Source organism: Pseudomonas sp. CFBP 13719 (assembly GCF_014842095.1).
GTDB lineage: Bacteria > Pseudomonadota > Gammaproteobacteria > Pseudomonadales > Pseudomonadaceae > Aquipseudomonas.
This window is the reverse complement of sequence record NZ_JACYVB010000007.1, coordinates 321831-345940: the sequence shown is the minus strand read 5'-3', so window position 1 is coordinate 345940 and position 24110 is coordinate 321831. Positions and strand designations below refer to the sequence as shown.

Annotated in this window: 20 protein-coding genes; 13 read left to right on the top strand and 7 right to left on the bottom strand. The window is 63.4% G+C overall.

The window, feature by feature from the left end; all coding sequences use genetic code 11:
- Window positions 1–702 precede the first annotated feature (702 nt).
- The 3 genes from IFT57_RS21260 to IFT57_RS21250 form a co-directional block, all read right to left on the bottom strand.
- The gene (locus tag IFT57_RS21260) at window positions 703–1701 is read right to left on the bottom strand and encodes an asparaginase (RefSeq protein ID WP_192152578.1); all 999 of its coding nucleotides are present in this window, start codon (window positions 1699–1701) and stop codon (window positions 703–705) included.
- A 12-nt stretch (window positions 1702–1713) separates the two neighbouring features.
- A complete protein-coding gene (locus IFT57_RS21255; protein ID WP_122479997.1) occupies window positions 1714–3156 on the bottom strand; it encodes an alanine/glycine:cation symporter family protein in 1443 nt (480 codons plus the stop codon).
- Between the two features lie 213 nt (window positions 3157–3369).
- The gene (locus IFT57_RS21250) at window positions 3370–4794 is read right to left on the bottom strand and encodes an aspartate ammonia-lyase (protein WP_122479996.1); all 1425 of its coding nucleotides are present in this window, start codon (window positions 4792–4794) and stop codon (window positions 3370–3372) included.
- Between the two features lie 273 nt (window positions 4795–5067).
- On the opposite strand from IFT57_RS21250, the gene IFT57_RS21245 reads away from it, so the two are divergent.
- From IFT57_RS21245 to IFT57_RS21225, 5 genes are all read left to right on the top strand, one after another.
- Window positions 5068–5976: a LysR substrate-binding domain-containing protein gene (locus tag IFT57_RS21245; RefSeq protein ID WP_192152577.1), complete on the top strand. Its 909-nt coding sequence runs from the start codon at window positions 5068–5070 to the stop codon at window positions 5974–5976.
- Window positions 5977–6313: 337 nt separating this feature from the next.
- Entirely contained in the window at window positions 6314–6805 is a 492-nt protein-coding gene (purE, locus tag IFT57_RS21240) for a 5-(carboxyamino)imidazole ribonucleotide mutase (RefSeq protein ID WP_122479994.1), read from the top strand.
- 11 nt (window positions 6806–6816) lie between these two features.
- Window positions 6817–7899 (top strand): 5-(carboxyamino)imidazole ribonucleotide synthase, encoded by a 1083-nt coding sequence (locus IFT57_RS21235; RefSeq protein ID WP_122716057.1) that lies wholly within the window; start codon window positions 6817–6819, stop codon window positions 7897–7899.
- 93 nt (window positions 7900–7992) lie between these two features.
- A complete protein-coding gene (locus IFT57_RS21230; RefSeq protein WP_122479992.1) occupies window positions 7993–8241 on the top strand; it encodes a GlsB/YeaQ/YmgE family stress response membrane protein in 249 nt (82 codons plus the stop codon).
- Window positions 8242–8381: 140 nt separating this feature from the next.
- The gene (locus IFT57_RS21225; RefSeq protein WP_122716056.1) at window positions 8382–8915 is read left to right on the top strand and encodes a DUF3299 domain-containing protein; all 534 of its coding nucleotides are present in this window, start codon (window positions 8382–8384) and stop codon (window positions 8913–8915) included.
- A gap of 64 nt (window positions 8916–8979) precedes the next feature.
- Here IFT57_RS21225 and IFT57_RS21220 read toward each other — a convergent pair whose 3' ends face one another.
- Together IFT57_RS21220 and IFT57_RS21215 are read right to left on the bottom strand one after the other, a co-directional pair.
- Window positions 8980–9882: a D-hexose-6-phosphate mutarotase gene (locus tag IFT57_RS21220; RefSeq protein ID WP_192152576.1), complete on the bottom strand. Its 903-nt coding sequence runs from the start codon at window positions 9880–9882 to the stop codon at window positions 8980–8982.
- A 51-nt stretch (window positions 9883–9933) separates the two neighbouring features.
- Window positions 9934–10335, bottom strand: a complete 402-nt coding sequence (locus IFT57_RS21215; RefSeq protein WP_043192132.1) for an acyl-CoA thioesterase — start codon at window positions 10333–10335, stop codon at window positions 9934–9936.
- A 325-nt stretch (window positions 10336–10660) separates the two neighbouring features.
- On the opposite strand from IFT57_RS21215, the gene IFT57_RS21210 reads away from it, so the two are divergent.
- The 8 genes from IFT57_RS21210 (at window position 10661) to IFT57_RS21175 (ending at window position 21087) form a co-directional block, all read left to right on the top strand.
- The gene (locus IFT57_RS21210; RefSeq protein ID WP_122716054.1) at window positions 10661–11950 is read left to right on the top strand and encodes an MFS transporter; all 1290 of its coding nucleotides are present in this window, start codon (window positions 10661–10663) and stop codon (window positions 11948–11950) included.
- Between the two features lie 161 nt (window positions 11951–12111).
- Window positions 12112–13110: a phosphate ABC transporter substrate-binding protein PstS gene (locus IFT57_RS21205; protein WP_192152575.1), complete on the top strand. Its 999-nt coding sequence runs from the start codon at window positions 12112–12114 to the stop codon at window positions 13108–13110.
- A 457-nt stretch (window positions 13111–13567) separates the two neighbouring features.
- Window positions 13568–15601, top strand: a complete 2034-nt coding sequence (locus tag IFT57_RS21200) for an ABC transporter permease subunit (protein ID WP_192152589.1) — start codon at window positions 13568–13570, stop codon at window positions 15599–15601.
- A gap of 70 nt (window positions 15602–15671) precedes the next feature.
- On the top strand, window positions 15672–17288 hold the full coding sequence (pstA, locus tag IFT57_RS21195) for a phosphate ABC transporter permease PstA (RefSeq protein ID WP_192152588.1): 1617 nt from the start codon (window positions 15672–15674) through the stop codon (window positions 17286–17288).
- Between the two features lie 138 nt (window positions 17289–17426).
- Window positions 17427–18260, top strand: coding sequence for a phosphate ABC transporter ATP-binding protein PstB (pstB, locus tag IFT57_RS21190; RefSeq protein ID WP_122479985.1), 834 nt, complete (start codon window positions 17427–17429; stop codon window positions 18258–18260).
- Window positions 18261–18315: 55 nt separating this feature from the next.
- Window positions 18316–19074 carry a phosphate signaling complex protein PhoU gene (gene phoU / locus IFT57_RS21185; RefSeq protein WP_043192144.1) on the top strand — a complete coding sequence of 253 codons (759 nt, stop codon included), beginning with the start codon at window positions 18316–18318 and terminating at the stop codon, window positions 19072–19074.
- 140 nt (window positions 19075–19214) lie between these two features.
- Entirely contained in the window at window positions 19215–20120 is a 906-nt protein-coding gene (locus IFT57_RS21180) for a response regulator (RefSeq protein ID WP_192152574.1), read from the top strand.
- A gap of 70 nt (window positions 20121–20190) precedes the next feature.
- Window positions 20191–21087 (top strand): peptidoglycan DD-metalloendopeptidase family protein, encoded by an 897-nt coding sequence (locus IFT57_RS21175; RefSeq protein WP_192050202.1) that lies wholly within the window; start codon window positions 20191–20193, stop codon window positions 21085–21087.
- A 141-nt stretch (window positions 21088–21228) separates the two neighbouring features.
- Here IFT57_RS21175 and IFT57_RS21170 read toward each other — a convergent pair whose 3' ends face one another.
- Both IFT57_RS21170 and phoR read right to left on the bottom strand, forming a co-directional pair.
- Window positions 21229–22569 carry a hemolysin family protein gene (locus IFT57_RS21170; RefSeq protein ID WP_043192150.1) on the bottom strand — a complete coding sequence of 447 codons (1341 nt, stop codon included), beginning with the start codon at window positions 22567–22569 and terminating at the stop codon, window positions 21229–21231.
- 239 nt (window positions 22570–22808) lie between these two features.
- Window positions 22809–24074: a phosphate regulon sensor histidine kinase PhoR gene (phoR, locus tag IFT57_RS21165; protein WP_199869035.1), complete on the bottom strand. Its 1266-nt coding sequence runs from the start codon at window positions 24072–24074 to the stop codon at window positions 22809–22811.
- Window positions 24075–24110 lie beyond the last annotated feature (36 nt).

Here is a 24110-nt window from a genome sequence, read left to right as displayed (position 1 = left end):
GTTTCGCGGCCGATGACCGCTCCTACGGGATTTGCACAAATCCTGTGGGAGCGGCCCGTGGCCGCGAAGGCCGCGCCGGAGTTTGCCTGATACACCGCAGCGCCTGTTTCGCGGCCGATGACCGCTCCTACGGGATCGTGCAAGCTTCGTAGGAGCGGCCCGTGGCCGCGAAGGGCGCGCCGCAGTCTGCCTGGTACACCGCGGCGTCTGTTTCGCGGCCGATGACCGCTCCTACGGGATTTGCACAAATCCTGTGGGAGCGGTCCGTGGCCGCGAAGGGCGCGCCGCAGTCTGCCTGATACACCGCAGCGCCTGTTTCGCGGCCGATGACCGCTCCTACGGGATCGTGCAAGCTTCGTAGGAGCGGTCCGTGGCCGCGAAGGCCGCGCCGCAGTCTGTCTGATGCAGCGCGGCGCCCATTTCGCGGCCGATGACCGCTCCTACGGGATCGTGCAAGCTTCGTAGGAGCGGCCCGTGGCCGCGAAGGGCGCGCCGCAGTCTGCCTGGTACACCGCGGCGTCTGTTTCGCGGCCGATGACCGCTCCTACGGGATTTGCACAAATCCTGTGGGAGCGGTCCGTGGCCGCGAAGGGCGCGCCGCAGTCTGCCTGATACACCGCAGCGCCTGTTTCGCGGCCGATGACCGCTCCTACGGATGTGCGCAACCCTTGTAGCAGCGCGAAGGGCGCGCTGCTGTTTCGATCAGGCCAGTTCGCCGCACAGGTCGAGTTCTACCAGGCGGCGGACTTCTCCCACCGGCAGGCCTGCACCGAGCAATGCGTGCAGCTTGCCCAATGCCGTCTCGCGGGTCATGCCGCCGCCGGAGAGCACGCCTGCATCGCGCAGGCGGCTACCGGCTTCATACACATCCAGTTCGACGCCGCCTTCCTGGCACTGCGTCAGCGCCACGACCACGATGCCCCGGGCATGGGCTGCCTGCAGCGCCTCCAGGAACGCCGCGTTGTCGGATGGCCCGGTCCCGCTGCCATAGCATTCGAGCAATAGGGCATGCACTCCGCTGTCCACAACCGCCTGCAAGAGCGGCACGCCGAGGCCGGGGTACAGCGGCAATACACCGATGTTGGCGGGCTGACGTGGCTGGCGATAATCCAGCGCCGCCGGTATCAGTGCAACCCTGGCGGCGCCACCTGTACGACGCAATGCGGCAAATGGATTGCGGCCCGAGCTGCGCACTTTGGCGCAGCGGGTTGGCGGCAGCAGCTCGCCGTGGAAATGCAGGTGCACACCCGGCTCCAGGCCCCTGGCAAGATCTGCCAGGGCGCCGTTGACGTTTTCCCAGGCATCGCTGTCGGGCACTCCGGCAGGCAGCATGGAACCGGTGAACAGCACCGGCGCCTCGAGCCCCAGCAACTGGAAACTCATGGCCGCCGCGCTGTACGCCAGCGTGTCGGTGCCATGCAGAATCAGTACGGCATCGCACCCCTGCTCATCCACCGCTCGAACCACAGCTTCGCGCAGCCGCTGCCAGTAGGCCGGCGTCATGTTGGCGCTGTCGATCAGCGGCAGCAACTCCTCGAAGCTGAAGTGCGGCACCACCAGCTCAGGCTGGGCATCGAGTTGTTCGCGCATGCGCGCCTCGAAGCCCGAAGCCGGAGCCAGGCCATTGGCACTGGCCTGCATGCCGATGGTGCCGCCGGTGTACAGCACCCGTACATGACGGGCAGGGGATGCGATGCTCATGCAGAAGGCTCCTTAACGCTGGACGGGCAGGGGTGCCTGGGCCTTTTCATCGGCTGCCGACGGATTTGGCACCGGCCAGGCCTTCAGGTCCAGGTCGAGATCGGCGAACTGCCGCGAATCGAACACCGGTACCTTGATCCCGGCACTGCGCTGCGCATCATAGTCGCGCAGCAGACGCAGGCCGGTCTTGAACAGCATGGCCAAAGCGATCAGGTTGACGAAGGCCAGCAGGGTCATGGTGATGTCGGCGAAGGCAAACACCGTTTCCAGGTTTTCTATGGCGCCCCAGAAGATCAGCAACAGCACGATCGCGCGGTACACCAGCACCGCCTTGCGGTTGTCGCCGATGAGAAAACGCAGGCTGTTCTCGCCCAGATAATAGTTGTAGAGGATCGAGGTGAACACGAACAGCGACAAGGCGACACTGATGAACACCCGGCCCCATTCACCCACCACGTTGGCCAGCGAATTCTGCGTCAGGGCAATGCCATCGCCTTCGAAACCCGGCGTATAGAAGCCCGACAGTAGGATCACCAGCGCGGTACAGGTACAGATCACGAAGGTGTCGAGGAACACGCTGAACGCCTGCACCACGCCCTGGGCAACCGGGTGTTCGACCTGCGCCACGGCGGCCACGTTGGGCGCACTGCCCAGGCCCGCTTCGTTGGCGAACACGCCGCGCTTCACGCCCATGACGATGGCGCTGCCGAGCAGGCCGCCGAATACCGGGTCCAGGCCGAACGCACTGCGCACGATGGTGGCGAGCATTTCCGGAACCTGATCGAACTGCAGCACGATCACATAGAGGCTGACCGCGATGTAAGCCAAGGTCTTGACCGGCACCAGCAGGTCGGCGACTGCCGCGATCCGCTTGATCCCCCCGAAGAACACCAGGCCCAGCAACGCGGCCAGGCCGACGCCGGTCCAGGTGGTGGACAGGCCGAAGGCATCGTTCAGCGAACTGGTGACCGCATGCGATTGCAGGCCGTTGAAGGCAAAGCCGAAGGTCAGCAGCAACAGCACCGCCATGACCATGCCCAGCCAGCGCTTGCCCAGGCCGTGCTGAATGTAGAACGAAGGACCGCCGCGGTATTGGCCGTCGGGGTCGCAGCGCTTGTAGGCCTGCGCCAGGGTGCATTCGAAGAAGCTGCTGGCCATGCCCACCAGGGCGGTGACCCACATCCAGAACACCGCGCCCGGGCCACCCAGGGTCACGGCAATGCCGACACCTGCGATGTTACCTGCGCCGACTCGCCCGGCCAGGCTGAGCATCAGCGCCTGAAACGAGCTGAGCTGGTCTGAACTGTTGCGCAGGCTGTCGCGGAACACACTGAACATGTGCAGGAAGTGGCGCAGTTGGACGAAGCGCGAGCGCACGGTGAAATAGCCACCGAGGCCGACGATAAGCACGATCAGGACTTTTCCCGAGAGGAAGTCGTTGATGACTTCAAGCATGGGGGTTACCTCGTCAAGTTCAAAAGGGCGGCACTATACCCATAGGTGTAAGGCCGCGCAGCTTTTTGGTGCATAGGACTGGGCATATTCATCTTGTGGGATGTTTGACCCAGGGCGTTACAGCGGCACAAAAAAAGGGCTCCGAAATTGCTCTCGGAGCCCTCAAAAGGTGAGAGGTGTCTAGTCCCTCGACCTGGTGAGCGTACGGCCGGCTCAGGCCTTGAGGGGCACGAGGCGCGGCGCGATCATGTTTTCCGGGCGCAGGATGTCGGCCAGCATGGCGTCGTCGAGCAGGCCTTCCTCGCGTACCAGTTCCAGCACGCCGCGACCTGTCTGCAGGGCGATGCGAGCGATACGGGTGGCGTTTTCATAGCCAATGTAGGGGTTCAGCGCGGTGACCAGGCCGATGGAGTGCTCCACCAGCTCGCGGCAGCGCTGTTCGTTGGCGGTGATGCCGACGATGCAGTGCTCGCGCAGCATGTCCATGGCGCGCTGCAGCAGGCGGATGGAGTCAAAGATCTTGTAGGCGATCAGCGGCTCCATGACGTTGAGCTGCAACTGCCCGCCCTCGGCGGCGATGGTCAGGGCCAGGTCGTTGCCCATGATCTCGAAGGCGCACATGTTGACCGCTTCGGGAATCACCGGATTGACCTTGCCCGGCATGATCGAGCTGCCCGGCTGGCGCGCCGGCAGGTTGATTTCGTTGATACCGGTACGTGGGCCGCTGGACAGCAGGCGCAGGTCGTTGCAGATCTTCGACAGCTTGACCGCCGTGCGCTTGAGCATGCCGGAGAACAGCACGAAGGCACCCATGTCGGAGGTTGCTTCGATCAGGTCGGCGGCGGGCACCAGCGGCTGGCCGCTGATGGTGGCCAGGCGCGACACGGCCAGGGCCTGATAGCCCGGGTCGGCGTTGATGCCGGTGCCGATGGCGGTGCCACCCAGGTTGACTTCGGTCAGCAGTTCCGGAGCCAGGCTGCGCAGGCGGTTGAGGTCTTCGGTCAACGTGGTGGCGAAGGCCTTGAATTCCTGGCCCAGGGTCATCGGCACGGCGTCCTGCAGCTGGGTCCGACCCATCTTCAGCACGTGGGCGAATTCCACGCCCTTGGCGGCGAATGCCTGGATGAGGCTGTCGAGGCTGGCCAGCAGGGCGTCATGGCCCAGCAGCAGACCCAGTCGAATGGCCGTCGGGTAGGCGTCGTTGGTCGACTGCGCCATGTTCACGTCGTTGTTGGGGTGCAGGTACTGGTATTCGCCTTTCTGATGGCCCATGACTTCCAGGGCGATGTTGGCGATCACCTCGTTGGCATTCATGTTGGTGGACGTACCGGCGCCACCTTGAATCATGTCGACCACGAACTGATCGTGGAAATCGCCGCGCACCAGGCGGGCGCACGCTTCACTGATTGCCGCATGCTTGGCTGTGTTCAGATGTCCCAACTGGTGGTTGGCATCGGCGGCAGCCTGCTTGACCATGGCCAGGGCCACGACCAGCTTGGGGTAGTGCGACAACGGCACGCCGGAGAGGCGGAAGTTGTGCACGGCACGCAGGGTTTGAATGCCGTAGTAGGCTTCAGCCGGGACTTCGAGAACGCCGAGCAGGTCTTTTTCAGTGCGCAGTGATGCAGCGGAGGACATGATAGAGATGATCTCTGTAGAGGCCCGGCAAGTGCCGGAATGCTTGCAATGCTAGGCCTGTAGCAGATTTCCGGCTAATGCTGATGCTTGCTGGGGTATGCATAATCGGCATAATGGCGCATGTGACGCGCGAGGGCGATCCGGCGTATTCCAATGACGTCGGTGTTGTCCGCCGACGCGGCTTGCGCCGCTGCTACTAGGGATCCCTGTAGCAGCGGCGCGAGCCGCGTCCGGCTGTTACACGCTGCCCGAATCAACGCACCGAGAACCGACATGAACCTGGAAAGCAAATGGCTGGAAGACTTCAGTGCCCTGGCGGCCACCCGCAGCTTTTCACAGGCCGCGGAACGCCGCTTCGTCACCCAGCCGGCGTTCAGCCGCCGCATTCGCAGCCTGGAGGCGGCGCTGGGCCTGACGCTGGTGAATCGGTCGCGCACGCCGGTCGAGTTGACCGAGGCCGGTCAGTTGTTTCTGGTCACGGCGCGCACCGTGGTCGATCAACTGGGCGAGGTGTTGCGTCATCTGCATCACCTTGAGGGTGGGCAGGGCGAGGTCATGCAGGTGGCTGCAGCGCACTCGTTGGCACTGGGCTTCTTTCCCGGCTGGATCGCCAAGCTGCGCAACGAGGGCCTGCCCATCGCCACACGCCTGATTGCCACCAACGTCGGTGATGCGGTGCATGCACTGCGAGAGGGCGGCTGTGACCTGATGCTGGCGTTCTACGACCCCGATTCGGCGATGCAGATGGACCCGGAGATATTTCCGTCGCTGCACCTGGGCACCACCGAAATGCTGCCCATCTGCGCCAGCGACGCCCAGGGCCAGCCGTTGTTCGACCTGGAAGGCGAGGGCAGCATTCCACTGCTGGCTTACACTGCAGGCGCCTTCCTCGGGCGCTCGGTGAACCTGCTGCTGCGTCAGCGCAGCCTGCGCTATACCACGGTGTATGAGACGGCGATGGCCGACAGCCTGAAAAGCATGGCGCTCGAAGGCCTGGGGATCGCCTGGGTGCCGCGCCTGAGCGTGCGCGCCGAATTGGCTCGGGGTGAGTTGGTGGTGTGTGGCGGGCCGCAGTGGCACGTGCCGCTGGAGATTCGCGTGTATCGCTGTGCGCTGGTGCGCAAGGCCAATGTGCGGCTGTTGTGGAAGCGGTTGGAGGGTGCGGCGGCGGGCAGCGCCTGACTCGAGTCGGCGGTGCTGCCTTCGCGGCCACTGACCGCTCCTACGCAAAGCCACCGTGATCTCCATAGGTGCGGCCATCGCGATCTCTGTAGGAGCGGCCAGTGGCCGCGAAGGATCCACACCCATTTCACTGACCTGAAAGTCAACAAACTCGTGCTTCGCAGCCATTTGACGGTCGGTCGAGATGGCTGCAATAAATCTTCATTCTTGCGGTATACTGCGCGGCCTTCGGCCGGTCTGTTCCGGTCATTATTCGCATAACGAGCCACGCCGGTCTTCCTGCGTGGCTCGTTGTTTTTTGACGCGCCTGTGGGCGCCCAAGAGAAGAGGCTCGACGATGAGTGCATTGGTTGGCGTGATCATGGGCTCCAAGTCCGATTGGTCCACCCTTAGCCACACCGCCGATATGCTGGAAAAGCTCGGTATTCCCTTCGAGGTCAAGGTGGTTTCCGCCCACCGCACCCCGGACCTGCTGTTCCAGTATGCCGACGAGGCCGAAAGCCGCGGCATCGAGGTGATCATCGCCGGCGCCGGCGGCGCGGCGCATCTGCCAGGCATGTGCGCGGCCAAGACGCACCTGCCGGTGCTGGGCGTGCCGGTGCAGTCGTCCATGCTGTCGGGCGTCGACTCGCTGCTGTCCATCGTGCAGATGCCGGCGGGCATTCCGGTCGCCACACTGGCCATCGGCAAGGCCGGCGCGATCAACGCCGCGTTGCTGTCGGCCAGCATCCTGGGCGCCAAGCACCCGCAGTTCCACACTGCGCTGAAAACGTTCCGCGCCGAGCAGACAGACAACGTTCTGGACAATCCCGACCCGCGCCAGGCCTGAGGTTCTTTGACATGAAGATCGGTGTAATCGGTGGCGGCCAACTGGGCCGCATGCTGGCCCTGGCCGGTACCCCCCTGGGGATGAATTTCGCTTTCCTGGACCCGGCGCCCGATGCCTGTGCCGCCCCTCTGGGCGAGCACCTGCGGGCCGACTACGGCGACCAGGATCACCTGCGCCAGTTGGCCGACGAAGTCGACCTGGTCACCTTCGAGTTCGAAAGCGTTCCGGCCGAGACCGTGGCTTTCCTGTCGCAATTCGTACCGGTGTATCCCAGTGCCGACGCGCTGCGCATCGCCCGTGACCGCTGGTTCGAAAAAAGCATGTTCAAGGACCTGGGCGTGCCGACGCCGACGTTCGCCGACATCCAGTCCCAGGCCGATCTCGACGCCGCGGTGGCCAGCATCGGCCTGCCCGCTGTGTTGAAAACCCGTACCCTGGGCTATGACGGCAAAGGCCAGAAGGTCCTGCGCAGCGCCCTTGATGTGGCCGGAACCTTCGCCGAACTGGGCAGCGTGCCGTGCCTGCTCGAAGGCTTCGTGCCCTTTACCGGCGAAGTGTCGCTGATTGCCGTGCGCGCACGCGATGGCGAGACCCGCTTCTACCCGCTGGTGCACAACACCCACGAGGCCGGCATCCTGCGCCTGTCGGTGGCAAGCACCGCGCATCCACTGCAGGGGCTGGCCGAAGACTACGCTGGCCGTGTGCTGGAGAAGCTCGACTACGTTGGCGTACTGGCGTTCGAGTTCTTCGAAGTGGACGGCGGCTTGAAGGCCAATGAAATCGCGCCACGCGTGCACAATTCCGGGCACTGGACCATCGAAGGCGCCGAGTGCAGCCAGTTCGAAAACCACCTGCGTGCCGTGGCCGGGCTGCCATTGGGTTCGACCGCCAAGGTCGGCGAAAGCGCCATGCTCAACTTCATCGGCGAAGTACCAGCAGTGGCGCAGGTCGCCGCCATCGACGACTGCCATCTGCACCACTACGGCAAGGCGTTCAAGGTCGGCCGCAAGGTTGGTCATGCCACCGTGCGGTGCGCCGATCGCGCCACGTTGCAACGCCAGATCGCCGAAGTCCAAGCGCTGATCGAGGGTTGAGGAACCATTGCCGACCATCAACCCTCTGATGGCTGTACGCCAAGGCTGCTATCGCACCTTGGCATCAAGCCTGTTCATATCAGAGGGAATATCATGGGAATCATCGGGACTATCTTCATCGGCTTGATCGTTGGTCTGCTGGCTCGTTTTCTGAAGCCCGGCGATGACAGCATGGGTTGGATCATGACCATTCTGCTGGGTATCGCCGGCTCCCTGGCTGCGACCTACGGTGGTCAGGCGCTGGGTATCTACCGGGCTGGCGAAGGTGCCGGTTTCCTCGGCGCGCTGGTCGGCGCGATCATCCTGCTGGTGATCTACGGCATGGTCAGCAAGAAGCGTTGATTCAACGCGCCTGATACCTGCGGCAAACCTGCAGGTACCTGACTGGTTGCACCGCAGCCCCCCTCGAGCTTGCCTCGATGGGGGCTGCGTCACGTCTGGGCTGTGGTTAGAATGGCCGACTTTCCACTCTGGGCCCTGCCATGCGCCGACTTCTACTGCTCTGCTTTGTGTTCGCCGCAGCCTCTGCGCATGCTGAATTGCCGGAAACCGACTGGCTGCAGCTGATGCCCAAGGCTGACCAGAAGGCCTTGGAGCAGATGCCCGAGATCGACCACGATTCACCCGAAGCACAGGGCACGTTCACCGAAAAGGGCGGCATGAAGCAGGCCAAGGGTTTGCCCGCCGTGATGTATTCCACCAAGACCGTGGCGGCCATGAACGGCAAGGATATTCGCATCGGTGGCTATCCCGTTCCGCTGGAAAGCGATGCCAAGGGCAACAGCACGCTGTTCTTCCTGGTGCCGTACCCAGGCGCGTGCATTCACGTCCCACCGCCGCCGCCGAACCAGTTGATCCTGGTGCGCTACCCCAAGGGCCTGAAGCTGGCCGATATCTACACACCGTTGTGGGTCACGGGCAAGGTCAAGGTGGAGAAGGTCAGCAACGACCTGGCCGATGCGGCTTATGCGCTGGATGCGCAGAAAGTGCGGGTGGTGAAGGAGTCGGATTTGTGATTCTGCAGGTCTGGCCCCTTCGCGAGCCTTCTACCCGCGAAGAGGCCAGACCTGCCTGCAAATATCAAAGCTCTGAAGCCGTAAACCTCACACCCATAGCACACGCCGCACCGGGTGCCAGCGTCACCACGTCATCCCAGACGTTCGCCGTCTCGATGCACAGCATGCCCTGCCAACCGTCGTCGGCCATGTCCGGCAAGGCCGTGGCGCGCTCGACCCACGGGTTCCACACCACTGCGCTGCGCGAGCCGGTGGAGGCGAGGGTCACCCGCCGTTGCCAGCCCGGGTCGACGAAACTCAGCTGCGCTGGAGTATTCAGGTAGATCCGGTCGGTTTCGCCGGCAAACCCGAGCACGCCAGCCTGCTGGCGGGGCTGCCAGCCGTCCAGGGTTTCGATGTACGTCAGGCCGCCCAGGCACTCGACGGTGGCCTGACGCACGTCGCTCACCGCAAAGTAGCTGTGCAGCGCCTGGCTCAGGCTGACGGGATGGTCGTCCAGGTTGCGACTGTGCAAGGTGATCTCCAGCGCCTCGCCAAGCACCACGCACAGCCTGACCTCGACCTTGTGCGGCCACCCTGGCAATTCGCCGCGAGCTGCCTGCGGCACGCTCAATTCGACCTTGACGCCTGAGTCGAGATTTTCGATGCCCAGCAACTCCCAGTCCAGCGTCCGCACCAGGCCGTGGGCAGGTGCCTCGTCGCTGGCGGTGCGCATGGCCTGCACCGTCTCGGGATTGCGCCCCAGGTTGCCGAACCATGGCCAGCACACCGGCACGCCGGTGCGAACGGCCTTGCCCGGCTTGTAGAGGGCGGCTGGGTTGGGCCAGATCAGCGGCTGCTCGCCGTGACGCTGGTAGCTGATCACCTGGGCGCCTTGTTGCGCGATCAGCAGCTCAGCCTGATCGGTGCTGATGCGCCAGCAATTGAGTTCATCCAGCTTGACCGATTCGACCTGCGGCTCAGACATGAAGAGTTCTCGCTATGGGTTCAAAAAGTCGGCTGATGCGCCGGTGGTACATCAGCGCCGCGGTGGTACCGCGCGGGTGCGGCCGCTGCCGTCGATGGCGACGAACACGAAGACGGCCTCGGTGACCTTGCGCCATTCGCTCGACAGTGGATCGTCGCTCCATACCTCGACCATCATCTGGATCGAGCTGCGGCCGATCTCCAGGGTCTGGGTATAGAAGGACAATTGCGCGCCGACGGCAACCGGGACCAGGAATGCCATGCGGTCGATGGCGACCGTCGCCACACGTCCACCGGCGACCTTGCTGGCCATGGCCGTTCCGGCCAGATCCATCTGGGCGACCAGCCAGCCGCCGAAGATATCGCCAAAGCCATTGGTTTCGCGCGGAAGCGCGGTGATCTGCAAGGCCAGGTCGCCTTGGGGAATGGGATCTTCTTGTTCGAGTTCAATCATGCCGGGGGGGCCTCTGACCCGTGACGCTTTATTGGAGTGGCGCATTGATCGGCGCCAATGACAAAAGCCTACACGGCTTTTCTTTCAACTGGCGCACACAGGGTACCTCTGCGAAATCGGCTACAACGCTAGCTGCGTTTTCGCACAACACCCTTTAATTAAGGCCAGTATATAGGCGCAGAACCACCATAACGACCGTTCGCTGTCCAATTACTGCAATTGCCAATACAGGCCATGTGCTTTTTCTAGCAATTTGCTATCGTGCCTGCACTGCCAAACCCAAAACAGCAACAAAGCTGTGGATTTGTATATAAGAGAACATCAAATGACCGCCGCGCCTTCGAGTATCGCTCCGCCTTCGCGTCCGCTGACCCGCAGTGATTACAAGACACTTTCGTTGTCCGCCCTGGGCGGTGCACTTGAGTTCTACGATTTCATCATCTTCGTGTTCTTCGCGGCGGTGGTGGGCAAGTTGTTCTTTCCCGCCGACATGCCCGAGTGGCTGCGGCTGATGCAGACCTTCGGCATCTTCGCCGCCGGCTATTTGGCGAGGCCGCTGGGCGGCATCATCATGGCGCACTTCGGCGACCTGTTGGGGCGCAAGAAGATGTTCACCTTGAGCATCTTCATGATGGCCGTGCCCACCCTGATCATGGGTCTACTGCCCACTTACGCACAGATCGGCATTTTTGCGCCCATCCTGTTGCTGTTGATGCGCGTGATCCAAGGCGCAGCCATCGGCGGCGAAGTACCCGGAGCCTGGGTGTTCGTCTCCGAGCACGTGCCGGGGCGCAATGTCGGCTATGCCTGCGGCACGCTGACCTGCGGCCTGACCACCGGGATTCTGCTGGGCTCGCTGATGGCCACTGCCATCAACAGCATCTACACGCCGGCCGAGGTTTCGGACTACGCCTGGCGTATCCCTTTCCTGATCGGTGGTGTGTTCGGTCTGGCGTCGGTGTACCTGCGGCGCTGGCTGCATGAAACCCCGGTCTTCGCCGAGCTGCAGCAACGCAAGGCGCTGGCCGCCGAAGTGCCCCTGCGCACGGTGCTGCGCGACCATCGCGGTGCGGTGGCCATTTCCATGCTGCTGACCTGGTTACTGTCGGCGGGGATCATCGTGGTCATCCTGATGACCCCGACCATTCTGCAGACCCTCTACGGCTTCACCCCCAAGCAGTCGCTGCAGGCCAACAGCCTGGCCATCGTGTTCCTGAGTCTGGGCTGCATCGGTTCGGGCGCGCTGGCCGACCGCTTTGGCGCCGGCAAGGTGTTCGTGGTCGGCAGCCTGGCGCTGTTGGCCACCTCCTGGACCTTGTTCCACAGCCTGCACGCGCATCCCGACTGGCTGTTTCCGCTGTATGCGGTGACTGGCCTGAGCGTGGGTGTGATCGGCGCTGTGCCCTACGTGATGGTCAAGGCCTTCCCGGCGGTGGTGCGTTTCTCCGGCCTGTCGTTTTCGTACAACGTGGCCTATGCCATCTTCGGCGGCCTGACGCCGATGGCAGTGACCCTGCTGATGAAGTCCAATCCCATGGGCCCGGCCTATTACGTGGCGGCGATCTGTGTGATCGGCTTCCTGTGCGGGTTGTACCTGATGGCCAAGAAGCGCTGAATCCGGCGGCCTCGTTCGCTGGCAGCGCCTGCGAACGAGGCACGCACGGAGGATGATGGCCATTCATCCTACTGTCACAATCCTTTCATAGAGTGTCCCCACGGCCCGCCAATACCGAGCGCCGAGTCAACACCCTTTTCTGGATCTGCTAGGAGCAAGGCATGAAACTCACGCGTTTGATGGCCGCCATGACCTTCGTCGCCGCAGGCTTTGCCACTGCCAATGCGGTAGCCGCCGTCGACCCTTCCATCCCTGCCTACGTCAAGACCACCGGCGTGTCGGGCAACTTGTCCAGTGTGGGTTCCGATACCCTGGCCAACCTGATGACCTTGTGGGCCGAGAACTACAAGAAGGAATACCCGAACGTCAACATCCAGATCCAGGCAGCAGGTTCGGCCACGGCGCCCACGGCGCTGATCGAAGGCACCGCCAACCTGGGGCCCATGAGCCGCAAGATGAAGGACACCGAAATGGCGGCCTTCGAGCAGAAATACGGCTACAAGCCCACGGCCATTCCGGTAGCCGTCGACGCCCTGGCCGTGTTCGTGCACAAGGACAACCCGATCCAGCACCTGACCATGGAACAGGTCGACGCGGTGTTCTCGTCCACTCGCCTGTGTGGCGCCAAGGCCGATGTCAAGACCTGGGGCGACCTGGGCGTGACCGGCGACCTGGCCAACAAACCAGTGCAGCTGTTCGGTCGCAACTCGGTGTCCGGTACCTATGGCTATTTCAAGGAAGAGGCCCTGTGCAAGGGTGACTACAAGCCCAACGTCAACGAGCAGCCAGGCTCCGCCTCGGTGGTGCAGTCGATCAGCAGTTCGCTCAATGGCATCGGCTACTCGGGTATCGGTTACAAGACCGCCAGCGTGAAGACCGTTCCGTTGGCCAAGAAAGGCAGCAGCGAGTTCATCGAAGATACCGAGGAAAACGCCTTGAACGGCAAGTATCCGCTGTCGCGTTTCCTCTATGTGTACGTCAACAAGGCGCCGAACAAGCCGCTGGCTCCGCTCGAGGCCGAGTTCGTCAAGCTGATGCTGTCCAAGCAGGGTCAGGAAGTCGTGGTCAAGGATGGCTACATTCCGCTGCCGGCCAAAGTCGCTGCCAAGGCCCTGGCCGACCTGGGTCTGAAGGAAGGCGCAGACGTCGCCAAGCAATAAACATCGCCACCCTGTAGGAGCGGCCGGTGGTCGCGAAAAGAGCGCCGCAGTACACCTGATGCACCGCAGTGTCAGGTTCGCGGCCACAGACCGCTCCTACAGGATTAACCAACATCCATTCGCCGACGGCCTTGAGCCGGCCGGCGATTTTGTCGCGTCACCTCATTGTCATGTTTCTGTCATACAGGATCGCTAGGGTGTGCGCATGAACGATCTGGCCAATTCCCCGATGACCCCGACTTCTCCACCCAAGCGCATCGATTTCAACACCCCCGAGATGCAGCGCAAGCGGCGCATTCGTGCGCTCAAGGATCGCTTCACGCGCTGGTATGTGTTGGTCGGTGGCCTGGCTGTGCTGGCCGCGATAACGTTGATCTTCTTCTTCCTTGCCTACGTGGTGGTACCGCTGTTCAAAGGGGCAGAGCTGACGGTCGAGCCGCCCCTGCACCCAGCGTGGCTGCAGGATGCCGGCAAGCCTCTGGTGTATGCGCTCGAAGAGCAGAACGAAGCAGGCATGCGCGTCTCGGAGCAGGGCACGGCACTGTTCTTCAATGCCCATACCGGGGAAGAGCTGTCGCGCACGGCGTTGCCGATTCCCGCCGGCGTGACCGTGACCGCCAGCGCCAAGGACCAGCCTGGCGCGCCACTGGTGGTACTGGGCCTGTCCAACGGCCAGGCTTTGGTGTTTCGCCACACCTACCGGGTGACTTACCCGGATGGCAACAAGACCGTCACCCCGGCGATCGAATACCCCTACGGCAACGCCCCTATCGAGCTCGACCCCCAGGGCCGCGCGCTGGAGCGGGTGAGCATCAATGCCAGCGATTCCAGCCTGATCCTGGCCGGTTCCACCGGCGATCAGCTCAACGTGCTGCAGCTCACCCGCGAAGAAAACATGATGACCGGCGAGGTCGCCAACGAGCAGAAGCGCATCGAGCTGCCGCAGATGAACCAGGCGGTGAAGGCGATCTTCATCGACCCGCGCCAGCAGTGGCTGTACGTGATCAACGGCCGTGCCCAGGTCGATGTTTTCAGCCTGCGCGACCGCAGCATGAACGGCCGCTACAAGCTCAGCGAAAACGCCGACACCCAGATCACCGCCAGCGCCCAGCTGGTCGGCGGCATCTCGCTGATCATCGGCGACTCCAAGGGTGGCCTGGCGCAATGGTTCATGGCCCGCGACGAAGACGGCGAACCGCGCCTCAAGCAGATCCGTACCTTCCAGATGGGACACACGCCGATCATCCAGATCAGCTCCGAACAGCGGCGCAAGGGCTTCACCGCCCTGGATGCAGCCGGTCAGCTCGGGGTTTTCCACAGCACTGCGCACCGCACCCTGCTGGTCGAGCCCGTGGTCGACGGCGCGGGTATCTACGCCATGGCGCCGCGGGCCAACAAGCTCATGGTCGAAGCCAACGGCGCGTTGCAGCCATTGACCCTGCACAACCCGCACCCGGAAGTTTCGTGGAGCTCGATGTGGAGCAAGGTCTGGTACGAAAACTACGACAAACCGGCCTATGTCTGGCAGTCGACCGCGGCCAACACCGATTTCGAACCCAAGATGAGCCTGGCGCCGCTGACGTTCGGCACCTTGAAGGCAGCGTTCTACGCAATGCTGCTGGCCGCGCCGCTGGCCATTGCCGCAGCGATCTACACCGCCTACTTCATGGCCCCCGGCATGCGCCGCAAGGTCAAGCCGGTCATCGAGCTGATGGAAGCCATGCCCACGGTGATCCTCGGCTTCTTCGCCGGCCTGTTCCTGGCACCCTATGTCGAAGGTCACCTGCCCGGTATCTTCAGCCTGCTCCTGCTTACCCCGCTGGGCATCCTCACCGCAGGTTTCGTGGTCAGCCGCCTGCCGGAGTCGATCCGTCTGCGCATTCCGGACGGTTGGGAAAGCGCGATCCTGATCCCGGTGATCCTGCTGGTGGGCTGGTTTGCGCTTTACATGAGCCCGTTCCTGGAAACCTGGTGGTTCGGCGGCGACATGCGCCTGTGGATCAGCAACGACCTGGGCATCACCTACGATCAGCGCAACGCGTTGGTGGTGGGCCTGGCCATGGGCTTCGCGGTCATTCCCAACATCTATTCGATTGCCGAGGACGCTGTGTTCAGCGTGCCCCGCGGCCTGACCCTGGGTTCGCTGGCACTGGGCGCCACACCTTGGCAGACGTTGACCCGCGTGGTGATCCTGACCGCCAGCCCAGGCATCTTCTCGGCGCTGATGATCGGCATGGGCCGGGCCGTGGGCGAAACCATGATCGTGCTGATGGCCACCGGCAACACACCGGTCATGGAAATGAACCTGTTCGAAGGCCTGCGCACCCTGGCGGCCAACGTTGCGGTGGAAATGCCCGAATCGGAAGTAGGCGGCAGCCACTACCGCGTGCTGTTCCTCTCGGCATTGGTGCTGCTGTTGTTCACCTTCGTCATGAACACCGCGGCCGAGCTGATTCGTCAGCGCCTGCGCAAAAAGTATTCATCGCTTTGAGAAAAGGTAGCCGGCTGTGAAGCAGAACTCCCTGAAAGGCTGGTTCAAGAGCGGCTCGCCCGGTGTATGGATGAGCGGCGGGGCCGTGTCCATCGCGGTGATCATGACGCTGGGCCTGCTGGCAGTGATCGCCGTGCGTGGCCTGGCACATTTCTGGCCGGCCGACCTGGTCCACGCCAGCTACAACGTGCCGGGGATGGCCAATCATCTGGTCATCGGCGAAATCGTGCAGAAGGAAGAAGTACCGCGCGAGCGTCTGAAAAGCGCCGGCCTGCCGGTGCCCGACAACGGCCCCGAATTCATGACGCGCGAACTGGTCAAGGTTGGCAACCGTGACATCAACGGCGCCGATTTCACCTGGATCGTCGGCGACTGGTTGACCGAACAAAGCACCCCACCCGAACTCATGGCGCTGGAGCGGCGCGAGTGGGGCAACTTCTATGGCTACCTGGTCAATATCAAGGAACAAGGCAAGGTCGTCGCCGAGGGTGAAACAGCCTGGCCGGAACTGCAGAGCCGCATCACCCGGGTCAGCGACCTGGCGGACGCGCTGCGGCGGTTGGAGAAGTCCGATATCGGCAAGGTCAATGCCGGCCTGGAAAGGCTGCGTCTGCAGACCCGTCGCCTTGAACTCGAAGGCCGGCTCACGCCCGTGGCGCAGGCCGACATGGACGCCGAGCGCGCCGAGCTCGATGCGAGTTACAAGGACATCGAAATCCGCCTGGGCGCGCTGCATGCCCAGGTCAATCGCGACAGCATCACGGTGCGTGACGCCAACGGCAAGGAAATCGAGGTTCGGCTGGGCCAGATCGTCCACGCCTATCAGCCCAACGCCATGAACACCCTGACCAAGTTGGGTTTCTATTTCAGCAAGATGTGGGAATTCCTCAGCGATGACCCGCGCGAAGCCAATACCGAAGGCGGGATCTTCCCGGCCATCTTCGGCACGGTGATGATGACGCTGATCATGGCCGTCATCGTCACGCCGTTCGGCGTGCTGGCGGCGGTCTACCTGCGCGAGTACGCCAAGCAGAATACCTTCACCCGGCTGATCCGCATTGCGGTGAACAACCTGGCGGGTGTGCCGGCCATCGTCTATGGCGTGTTCGGCCTGGGGTTCTTCGTCTATGTGCTGGGTGGCTCGCTTGATCGCCTGTTCTTTCCCGAGGCCCTGCCGGCGCCGACCTTCGGCACGCCGGGGCTGTTGTGGGCGTCGCTGACCCTGGCGCTGCTGGCGGTGCCGGTGGTGATCGTGGCCACCGAGGAGGGCTTGGCGCGGATTCCGCGGACCGTGCGCGAGGGCTCGCTCGCCCTCGGCGCGACCAAGGCGGAAACCCTGTGGAAGATCGTCCTGCCCATGGCCAGCCCGGCCATGATGACCGGCATGATCCTGGCCGTGGCCCGCGCCGCCGGCGAGGTGGCCCCGCTGATGCTGGTGGGCGTGGTCAAGCTGGCGCCGTCGCTGCCGCTGGACGGCAACTACCCGTACCTGCACCTGGACCAGAAGATCATGCACCTGGGCTTTCATATCTATGACGTCGGTTTCCAGAGCCCCAACGTGGAGGCCGCGCGACCGCTGGTGTATGCCACCGCATTGCTGCTGGTGCTGGTGATCGCTACGCTGAACCTGTCGGCAGTGTGGATCCGCAACCACTTGCGCGAGAAGTACAAGGCGCTGGACAGTTGAGGGGTGTGTCAGTGATGGCCCCTTCGCGGGCAGAGCCCGCTCCCACAAGGGTGGCGAGCGCTGCGCCCGCGAACAGGTCATCACAGCCCCCGGAATATTCCGACGTGGAACCGAATTTGACAGCCTCTGGAGTCTGCCATGCAGCATGAAAACCCATCCCATGGCATCAACCTGTCGGCCCTGGGGCGCGACAAGCAGAGCCTGAACCTGGCGAAAGAGACCGTGGCCATCGAAGTGCCCGGCCTGAGCCTGTTCTACGGCGACAAGCAAGCACTGTTCGACATCGGCATGAACATTCCCAAGCAGCGCGTGACCGCCTTCATCGGCCCGTCGGGCTGCGGCAAGTCGACCCTGCTGCGCACCTTCAACCGCATGAACGACCTGGTCGATGGCTGCCGCGTACAGGGTGCTATCAACCTCTATGGCCACGACATCTATAGCAAGGGCGAGGACGTCGCCGAGCTGCGCCGCCGCGTCGGCATGGTGTTCCAGAAGCCCAACCCGTTCCCCAAGACCATCTACGAAAACGTGGTCTACGGCCTGCGCATTCAGGGCATCAACAAGAAGCGCATCCTCGATGAAGCGGTCGAGTGGGCGCTCAGGGGCGCAGCCTTGTGGGACGAGGTCAAGGACCGCCTGCACGAGTCGGCGCTGGGCCTGTCCGGCGGCCAGCAGCAGCGTCTGGTGATCGCCCGCACCATCGCCGTCGAGCCCGAGGTACTGTTGCTCGACGAACCGTGCTCGGCGCTCGACCCGATTTCCACGCTCAAGGTCGAAGAGCTGATCTACGAGCTCAAGTCCAAGTACACCATCGTCATCGTGACCCACAACATGCAGCAGGCCGCGCGGGTGTCGGACTACACGGCGTTCATGTACATGGGCAAGCTGGTGGAGTTCGGCGATACCGACACGCTGTTCACCAATCCCGCCAAGAAGCAGACCGAAGACTACATTACCGGTCGCTACGGCTAGGGCTTCGCAGCGGTTGCTGGCATCATCCCGAGTGGACGCACCAAGGATTCGACCCATGATCAGTAAAGAAGGCCTCACCCATCACATCTCGCAGCAGTTCAACGCCGAACTCGAGGAGGTGCGCAGCCACCTGCTGGCCATGGGCGGGCTGGTCGAGAAGCAAGTCAACGACGCGGTCACCGCGCTGATCGAGGCCGACTCCGGCCTGGCCCAGCAGGTGCGCGAGGTCGACGAGCAGATCAACCAGATGGAGCGCAACATCGACGAGGAATGCCTGCGCATCCTTGCACGTCGACAGCCAGCGGCCTCCGACCTGCGGCTGATCATCAGCATTTCCAAGTCGGTGATCGACCTGGAGCGCATCGGCGACGAATCGACCAAGATCGCCCGCCGCGCCATCCAGCTGTGCGAGGAGGGCGAGTCGCCGCGTGGCTACGTCGAGGTGCGGCACATCGGCGACCAGGTACGCATCATGGTGCGCGACGCGCTCGACGCCTTCGCCCGCTTCGACGCCGACCTGGCCCTGTCGGTGGCGCAGTACGACAAGACCATCGACCGCGAGTACAAGACGGCGCTGCGCGAGCTGGTGACCTACATGATGGAGGACCCGCGCTCCATCTCCCGAGTGCTCAACGTGATCTGGGTGCTGCGCTCGCTGGAGCGCATCGGCGACCATGCGCGCAACATCTCCGAACTGGTGATTTACCTGGTGCGCGGCACCGATGTGCGGCACATGGGCCTCAAGCGCATGAAGCAGGAAGTCGAAGGGACCCTCGACAGCGCTAATGTTCTGGACCAACCTGACGATAAGTAAGGTGGCCCAACACGAACGCCCGGCCTTTGCCGGGCGTTTTTCATTGTGGGTCGAAGCGAGGCAGCCGTGTGGCCAGCCACGCCACGTGGCACGTGGCCCTTGGCGAGCGGTAATGCCTGCGCGGTTTTCAGGAGCGGTCGATGAGCAAGATCAGTGTGCTGGTAGTGGATGACGCGCCGTTCATCCGCGACCTGGTGAAGAAATGCCTGCGCAATGCCTTTCCCGGCATCGTCGTCGAAGATGCAGTCAACGGCCGCAAGGCGCAGTCCTTGATGATGCACAACAGCTACGACATGGTGCTGTGCGACTGGGAAATGCCGGAAATGTCGGGTCTTGAACTGCTGACCTGGACCCGCGAGCAGGAAAACAGCAAGACCTTGCCCTTCATCATGGTGACCAGCCGAGGCGACAAGGAAAACGTCGTGCAGGCGATCCAGGCTGGCGTTTCCGATTACATCGGCAAGCCGTTCACCAACGAACAGCTGATGACCAAGGTCAAGAAGGCCCTGGCCAAGGTCGGCAAGCTGCAGGCCCTGGCCGCCGGTGCGCCGACTCGCCAGCAGGCCGCTTCGGCCTTTGCCAACGACTCGCTCAGTGCGTTGACCTCGGGCCGTGCCGAGCCTGCACGGGCTGCAGCGCCGGCGTCTCGTGCTGCCAGCCCACTGTTGGCAGGTACAGCCGCGGCGCCTCCGCGAGCTGCAGCGCCCATGGGCCGCGGGCAGGGCCAACTGCGTTTGCCCGGTGGCAGCCAGCAGTGCGTGATCAAGGCCCTGAGCCTCAAGGAAGCGTTGCTGGTGGTACGCCGCGCAGCCGTGTTGCCCCAGGTGCTGGAGCTGGCGGTACTGGACCTGGAGCAGGGCGAGAATGCCGAGGTGGCTCGCCTCAATGGCTACCTGCACGCCGTTGCCGCATTCGAGCCCAAGCCCGACAGTGACTGGCTGCAGCTGACGTTCCGTTTTCTCGACCAGGATGCGCAGAAGCTCGACTACGTTTCGCGCTTGATCGCCCGTGGATCGGTGCAGAAACATTTCGTGCCAGGCGCCTGACAGATGGCACATTGCCGCTGCGCCGATACCTGCTAATCTTGGCGCTCGTTCCCCTTCAGACATCGCCCCCATGGTCTATCGCCTCCTGCTGATCTGCGGCCTGCTCGCGGCCGCCCCCATGGCTCAGGCGGCGACCGTCTACAAGTTCACCAATGCCGATGGCGTCACCTCCTACACCGATCGACCCGTGCCCGGCGCGCGGGTGTTCGTGCTGCGCGAGCGCATCGTCGAGCGCATCGACCGGCAGGTCCGCCTCGAGGTGAAGAAAACCAAGGGCAGCGCCAATTTCATGGTGCGCAACGATCTGTATGCACCGGTCGAGGTCGAGCTCAAGCTGAGCAAGTTGCGCAACGTGCAAGGCCTGCCCCCCAGCAGCATCCGCCGGGTAGTGCCCGCGCGCAGCAGCGTCAGCCTGGTGGTGCTCACGGCCCAGCAGGCCGGCAAGCCGTTGGGCTATGCGCAGACGCTGGTGTCCTCGATCGGTGACCCGCAAGGCGAGGCGCATGGTTATCGTTATCCGTTCCCGTGGCGCGGCGGACCTTTCCGCCTGACCCAGGGCCCCAATGGCAAATACAGCCATTTCGGCGCCAAGGGGCGCTATGCCATGGACATCGCCATGCCCGAAGGCACGCCGATCATCGCGGCGCGCGGCGGTACGGTGATCAAGGTGGAAAACGAGCAGGACAATCGCGGTGACAACCCGTCGGGCAACTTCGTGCGTATCCTCCACGAGGACGGCACCATGGGCGTCTATCTGCACCTGATGCGCGGTTCGGTCAGCGTCAGGGAGGGTCAGCAGGTCAGTGTCGGCGCGGCGCTGGCGCGTTCGGGCAACACCGGCAACAGCACCGGCCCGCACCTGCATTTCGTGGTGCAGCGCAACGTCGGCCTGGCGCTGGAATCGATCCCCTACCAGTTCGACCGGCCACTGGGCGTGCTGCCCAACTTTGCCGTCGGCGGCCAGTAGCCTCGTCGCAGGAACCACCCCCTGCGTGAACAGACCTTTGTGCTACGGACCCATGTGGGAGCGGGTTCTACCCGCGAAGAGGCCATCAGGGTCACTGCACAACGCCCGGCCTGCTCGCAGCTGGCACCGACCTGCCATACATCACTCGATCTTGAGCACCTTGGCCAGGATGATCTTGGGCCCCTTCATCTTCTTGATGATGATGCGCAGCCCTTCGACTTCCAGCAGCTCTTCTTCCTCGGGCACCCGCTTGAGGGTCTCGTAGATCAAGCCTGCCAGGGTTTCCGCCTCGATGTGATCCAGGTCCACCCCCAACAGCCGCTCGACCTTGAACAGCGGCGTGTCGCCACGCACCAGCAGCTTGCCGGGCTGATAGGCCAGAATGCCGCGCTCAGCCTTGCGGTGTTCGTCCTGAATATCGCCGACCAGCACTTCCAGCACGTCTTCCATGGTCAGGTAGCCGATGATCTTGCCGTCGGCTTCCTCCACCAGGGCGAAGTGTGCGCCGCCCTTGCGGAACTGCTCCAGCAGGCGCGACAGCGGCATGTGCCGCGATACGCGCTCCAGAGGGCGGGTCAATTCGGCCAGGTTGAACGACTCTGGCAGATGATCGAGTGCGGCCAGCTCCAGCAGCAGGTCCTTGATGTGCAACAGGCCGACGAATTCTTCGCGCTCGGTGTCGTACACCGGATAGCGGCTGAATTTATGCCGGCGAAACATCGCCAGGATTTCCTTGAGCGGCGCGTTGAATTCCAGGCTCACCAGGTCTTCACGGGAGTTGGCCCAGTCCACCACTTCCAGCTCGCCCATCTCCACTGCCGACGCCAGCACGCGCATGCCTTGGTCACTGGGGTCCTGGCCACGGCTCGAATGCAGGATCAGCTTGAGCTCATCGCGGCTGTAGTGATGTTCGTGGTGTGGGCCCGGCTCGCCCTGGCCGGCGATGCGCAGAATGCCGTTGGCGCTGGCGTTGAGCAGGTAAATGGCCGGGTACATCGCCCAGTAGAACAGATACAGCGGCACGGCCGTCCACATCGACAGCAGTTCGGGTTTGCGGATTGCCCAGGACTTGGGCGCCAGCTCGCCGACCACGATGTGCAGGTAGGAGATGACGAAGAAGGCGCTGAAGAACGACACGCCCTTGATCACTTCCGGCGACTGCACGCCAACTGCGCCCAGCAGGGGTTCGAGTATGTGCGCGAACGCCGGCTCACCGACCCAGCCCAGGCCCAGCGAGGCCAGGGTGATGCCCAACTGGCAGGCGGACAGGTAAGCGTCGAGCTGGCTGTGCACGGTACGCAGGATGCTGCCGCGCCATCCATGTTTCTTGGCGATGGCTTCCACGCGGGTCGAGCGCAGCTTGACCATGGCGAACTCGGCGGCAACGAAGAAGCCGTTGAGCAATACCAGGAACAGAGCGAAAAGAATCATGCCGAAGTCGGCGAACAATGACGAAAGGGAGATGCCTGTGGAAGGGTCCATGGTGGCGTTTTACGGTGTCCGTGTGCTGGAAGGGAAGTGAGGCGATACCCGGGGCGGGTAATGTGTTTGGCAATGTAACGGCTGGGCGGGCACTTGCCTAGTGGGGTGCGCCGATAAGGCTGCCATATGCAGCGTTCTCCCAACAGACTGCAGCGCCTGCTTCGCGGCCAATGACCGCTCCTACAGGAACACCACGATTCCCGTAGGAGCGGTCCGTGGCCGCGAAGGGCGCGCCGCGGTTACCGAACCACCACCTGCACCGCCGAGAAGTGGCAGGTGAAGAGGCTGCCACGGCCCGGCACGCTGCTGATCTCCAGCGTGGCCCGATGGCGCAGCAGCACGTGCTTGACGATGGCCAGGCCCAGCCCGGTGCCACCGGTGTTGGAAGCCCGGCTCGAATCCACTCGATAGAAGCGCTCGGTCAGGCGCGGCAGGTGCTTGGCGTCGATGCCGATTCCCGAATCCTGGACCCGCAGATGGGCGCCCTGCGCATCGGCCCAGCAGCGCACGCGGATGGTCCCCTGTTCCGGCGTGTATTTCACCGCGTTGAACACCAGGTTGGAGAACGCACTGCGCAGCTCGGCCTCGCTGCCCTTGAGCAGCACATCGTTTTCGATGTCCAGGCTGATCGTCTGGTTACGCGGCCCCGACAAGGCCCGCGCGTCGCTGACGATGCTCTGCAACAGAGGCGTGACCGCCACCGGCAGGTTGTCCGAGGGGTAGTCGGTGGCTTCCAGCTTGGCCAGCAACAGCAGATCGTTGAGCAGGGTCTGCATGCGCACGCCTTGCTGTTCCATCTGCTGCAAGGCCCGGGTCCAGCGTGGATTGACGTTTTCGACGTTGTCCAGCAGGGTTTCCAAGTAGCCGGTGATGACCGTCAGCGGCGTGCGCAGCTCGTGAGATACATTGGCCACGAAATCCTTGCGCATCTGCTCCAGCTGATGAATGCGGGTCACGTCGCGCACCAGCATCAGGTGTTCGTTGTTGCCGTAGCGAGTGATCAGGAACTGCACACGCAGGCGGTCATTGACTGGCGAGGGGATCTCCAGAGGCTCGGCGTACTGCTCGTGCGCAAAGTATTCCTTGAAGCGTGGATGGCGTATCAAGTTGGTCACCGGTTGGCCGCTGTCCTGCGGGGTCTTGAGCCCCAGCAGCGTCTCGGCGGCGCGGTTCCACCATTCCAGGTTGCCGTCGGCGTCGAGCATGATCACCGCATCGCGCAGGGCCGCGGTGGACTCCTGCACGCGATCGATCACCGCCTGCAGCCGCCCCCGCGCGCGCTGATCGCGGCGCTGCATGTGATAGATGCTGTCGAACACCTCGCCCCACAGCCCGTAACCGTCGGGCGGCGGCTGATCTGGCTGGTGCTCGCGCAGCCAGCGGTGCAGACGCAACAGTTGCTTGAGGGTCCAGGCCAGGTACACCGCCAGGCCTGCTGCCAGGCACCAGCCGTAGTGGCCGGTGAGCATCCCGACCAACAGGCACCCCGCCACCAGCAGCAGCATGTGACGCACCAGGGTGGCATACCAGTCTTGTTTCAC

Coding starts and splice junctions, on each gene's coding strand:
- IFT57_RS21260 (WP_192152578.1), bottom strand. CDS start 1,701: ATGAGCATCGCATCCCCTGCCCGTCATGTACGGGTGCTGTACACCGGC.
- IFT57_RS21255 (WP_122479997.1), bottom strand. CDS start 3,156: ATGCTTGAAGTCATCAACGACTTCCTCTCGGGAAAAGTCCTGATCGTG.
- IFT57_RS21250 (WP_122479996.1), bottom strand. CDS start 4,794: ATGTCCTCCGCTGCATCACTGCGCACTGAAAAAGACCTGCTCGGCGTT.
- IFT57_RS21245 (WP_192152577.1), top strand. CDS start 5,068: ATGAACCTGGAAAGCAAATGGCTGGAAGACTTCAGTGCCCTGGCGGCC.
- purE (WP_122479994.1), top strand. CDS start 6,314: ATGAGTGCATTGGTTGGCGTGATCATGGGCTCCAAGTCCGATTGGTCC.
- IFT57_RS21235 (WP_122716057.1), top strand. CDS start 6,817: ATGAAGATCGGTGTAATCGGTGGCGGCCAACTGGGCCGCATGCTGGCC.
- IFT57_RS21230 (WP_122479992.1), top strand. CDS start 7,993: ATGGGAATCATCGGGACTATCTTCATCGGCTTGATCGTTGGTCTGCTG.
- IFT57_RS21225 (WP_122716056.1), top strand. CDS start 8,382: ATGCGCCGACTTCTACTGCTCTGCTTTGTGTTCGCCGCAGCCTCTGCG.
- IFT57_RS21220 (WP_192152576.1), bottom strand. CDS start 9,882: ATGTCTGAGCCGCAGGTCGAATCGGTCAAGCTGGATGAACTCAATTGC.
- IFT57_RS21215 (WP_043192132.1), bottom strand. CDS start 10,335: ATGATTGAACTCGAACAAGAAGATCCCATTCCCCAAGGCGACCTGGCC.
- IFT57_RS21210 (WP_122716054.1), top strand. CDS start 10,661: ATGACCGCCGCGCCTTCGAGTATCGCTCCGCCTTCGCGTCCGCTGACC.
- IFT57_RS21205 (WP_192152575.1), top strand. CDS start 12,112: ATGAAACTCACGCGTTTGATGGCCGCCATGACCTTCGTCGCCGCAGGC.
- pstA (WP_192152588.1), top strand. CDS start 15,672: ATGAGCGGCGGGGCCGTGTCCATCGCGGTGATCATGACGCTGGGCCTG.
- pstB (WP_122479985.1), top strand. CDS start 17,427: ATGCAGCATGAAAACCCATCCCATGGCATCAACCTGTCGGCCCTGGGG.
- phoU (WP_043192144.1), top strand. CDS start 18,316: ATGATCAGTAAAGAAGGCCTCACCCATCACATCTCGCAGCAGTTCAAC.
- IFT57_RS21180 (WP_192152574.1), top strand. CDS start 19,215: ATGAGCAAGATCAGTGTGCTGGTAGTGGATGACGCGCCGTTCATCCGC.
- IFT57_RS21175 (WP_192050202.1), top strand. CDS start 20,191: ATGGTCTATCGCCTCCTGCTGATCTGCGGCCTGCTCGCGGCCGCCCCC.
- IFT57_RS21170 (WP_043192150.1), bottom strand. CDS start 22,569: ATGGACCCTTCCACAGGCATCTCCCTTTCGTCATTGTTCGCCGACTTC.
- phoR (WP_199869035.1), bottom strand. CDS start 24,074: ATGCTGCTGCTGGTGGCGGGGTGCCTGTTGGTCGGGATGCTCACCGGC.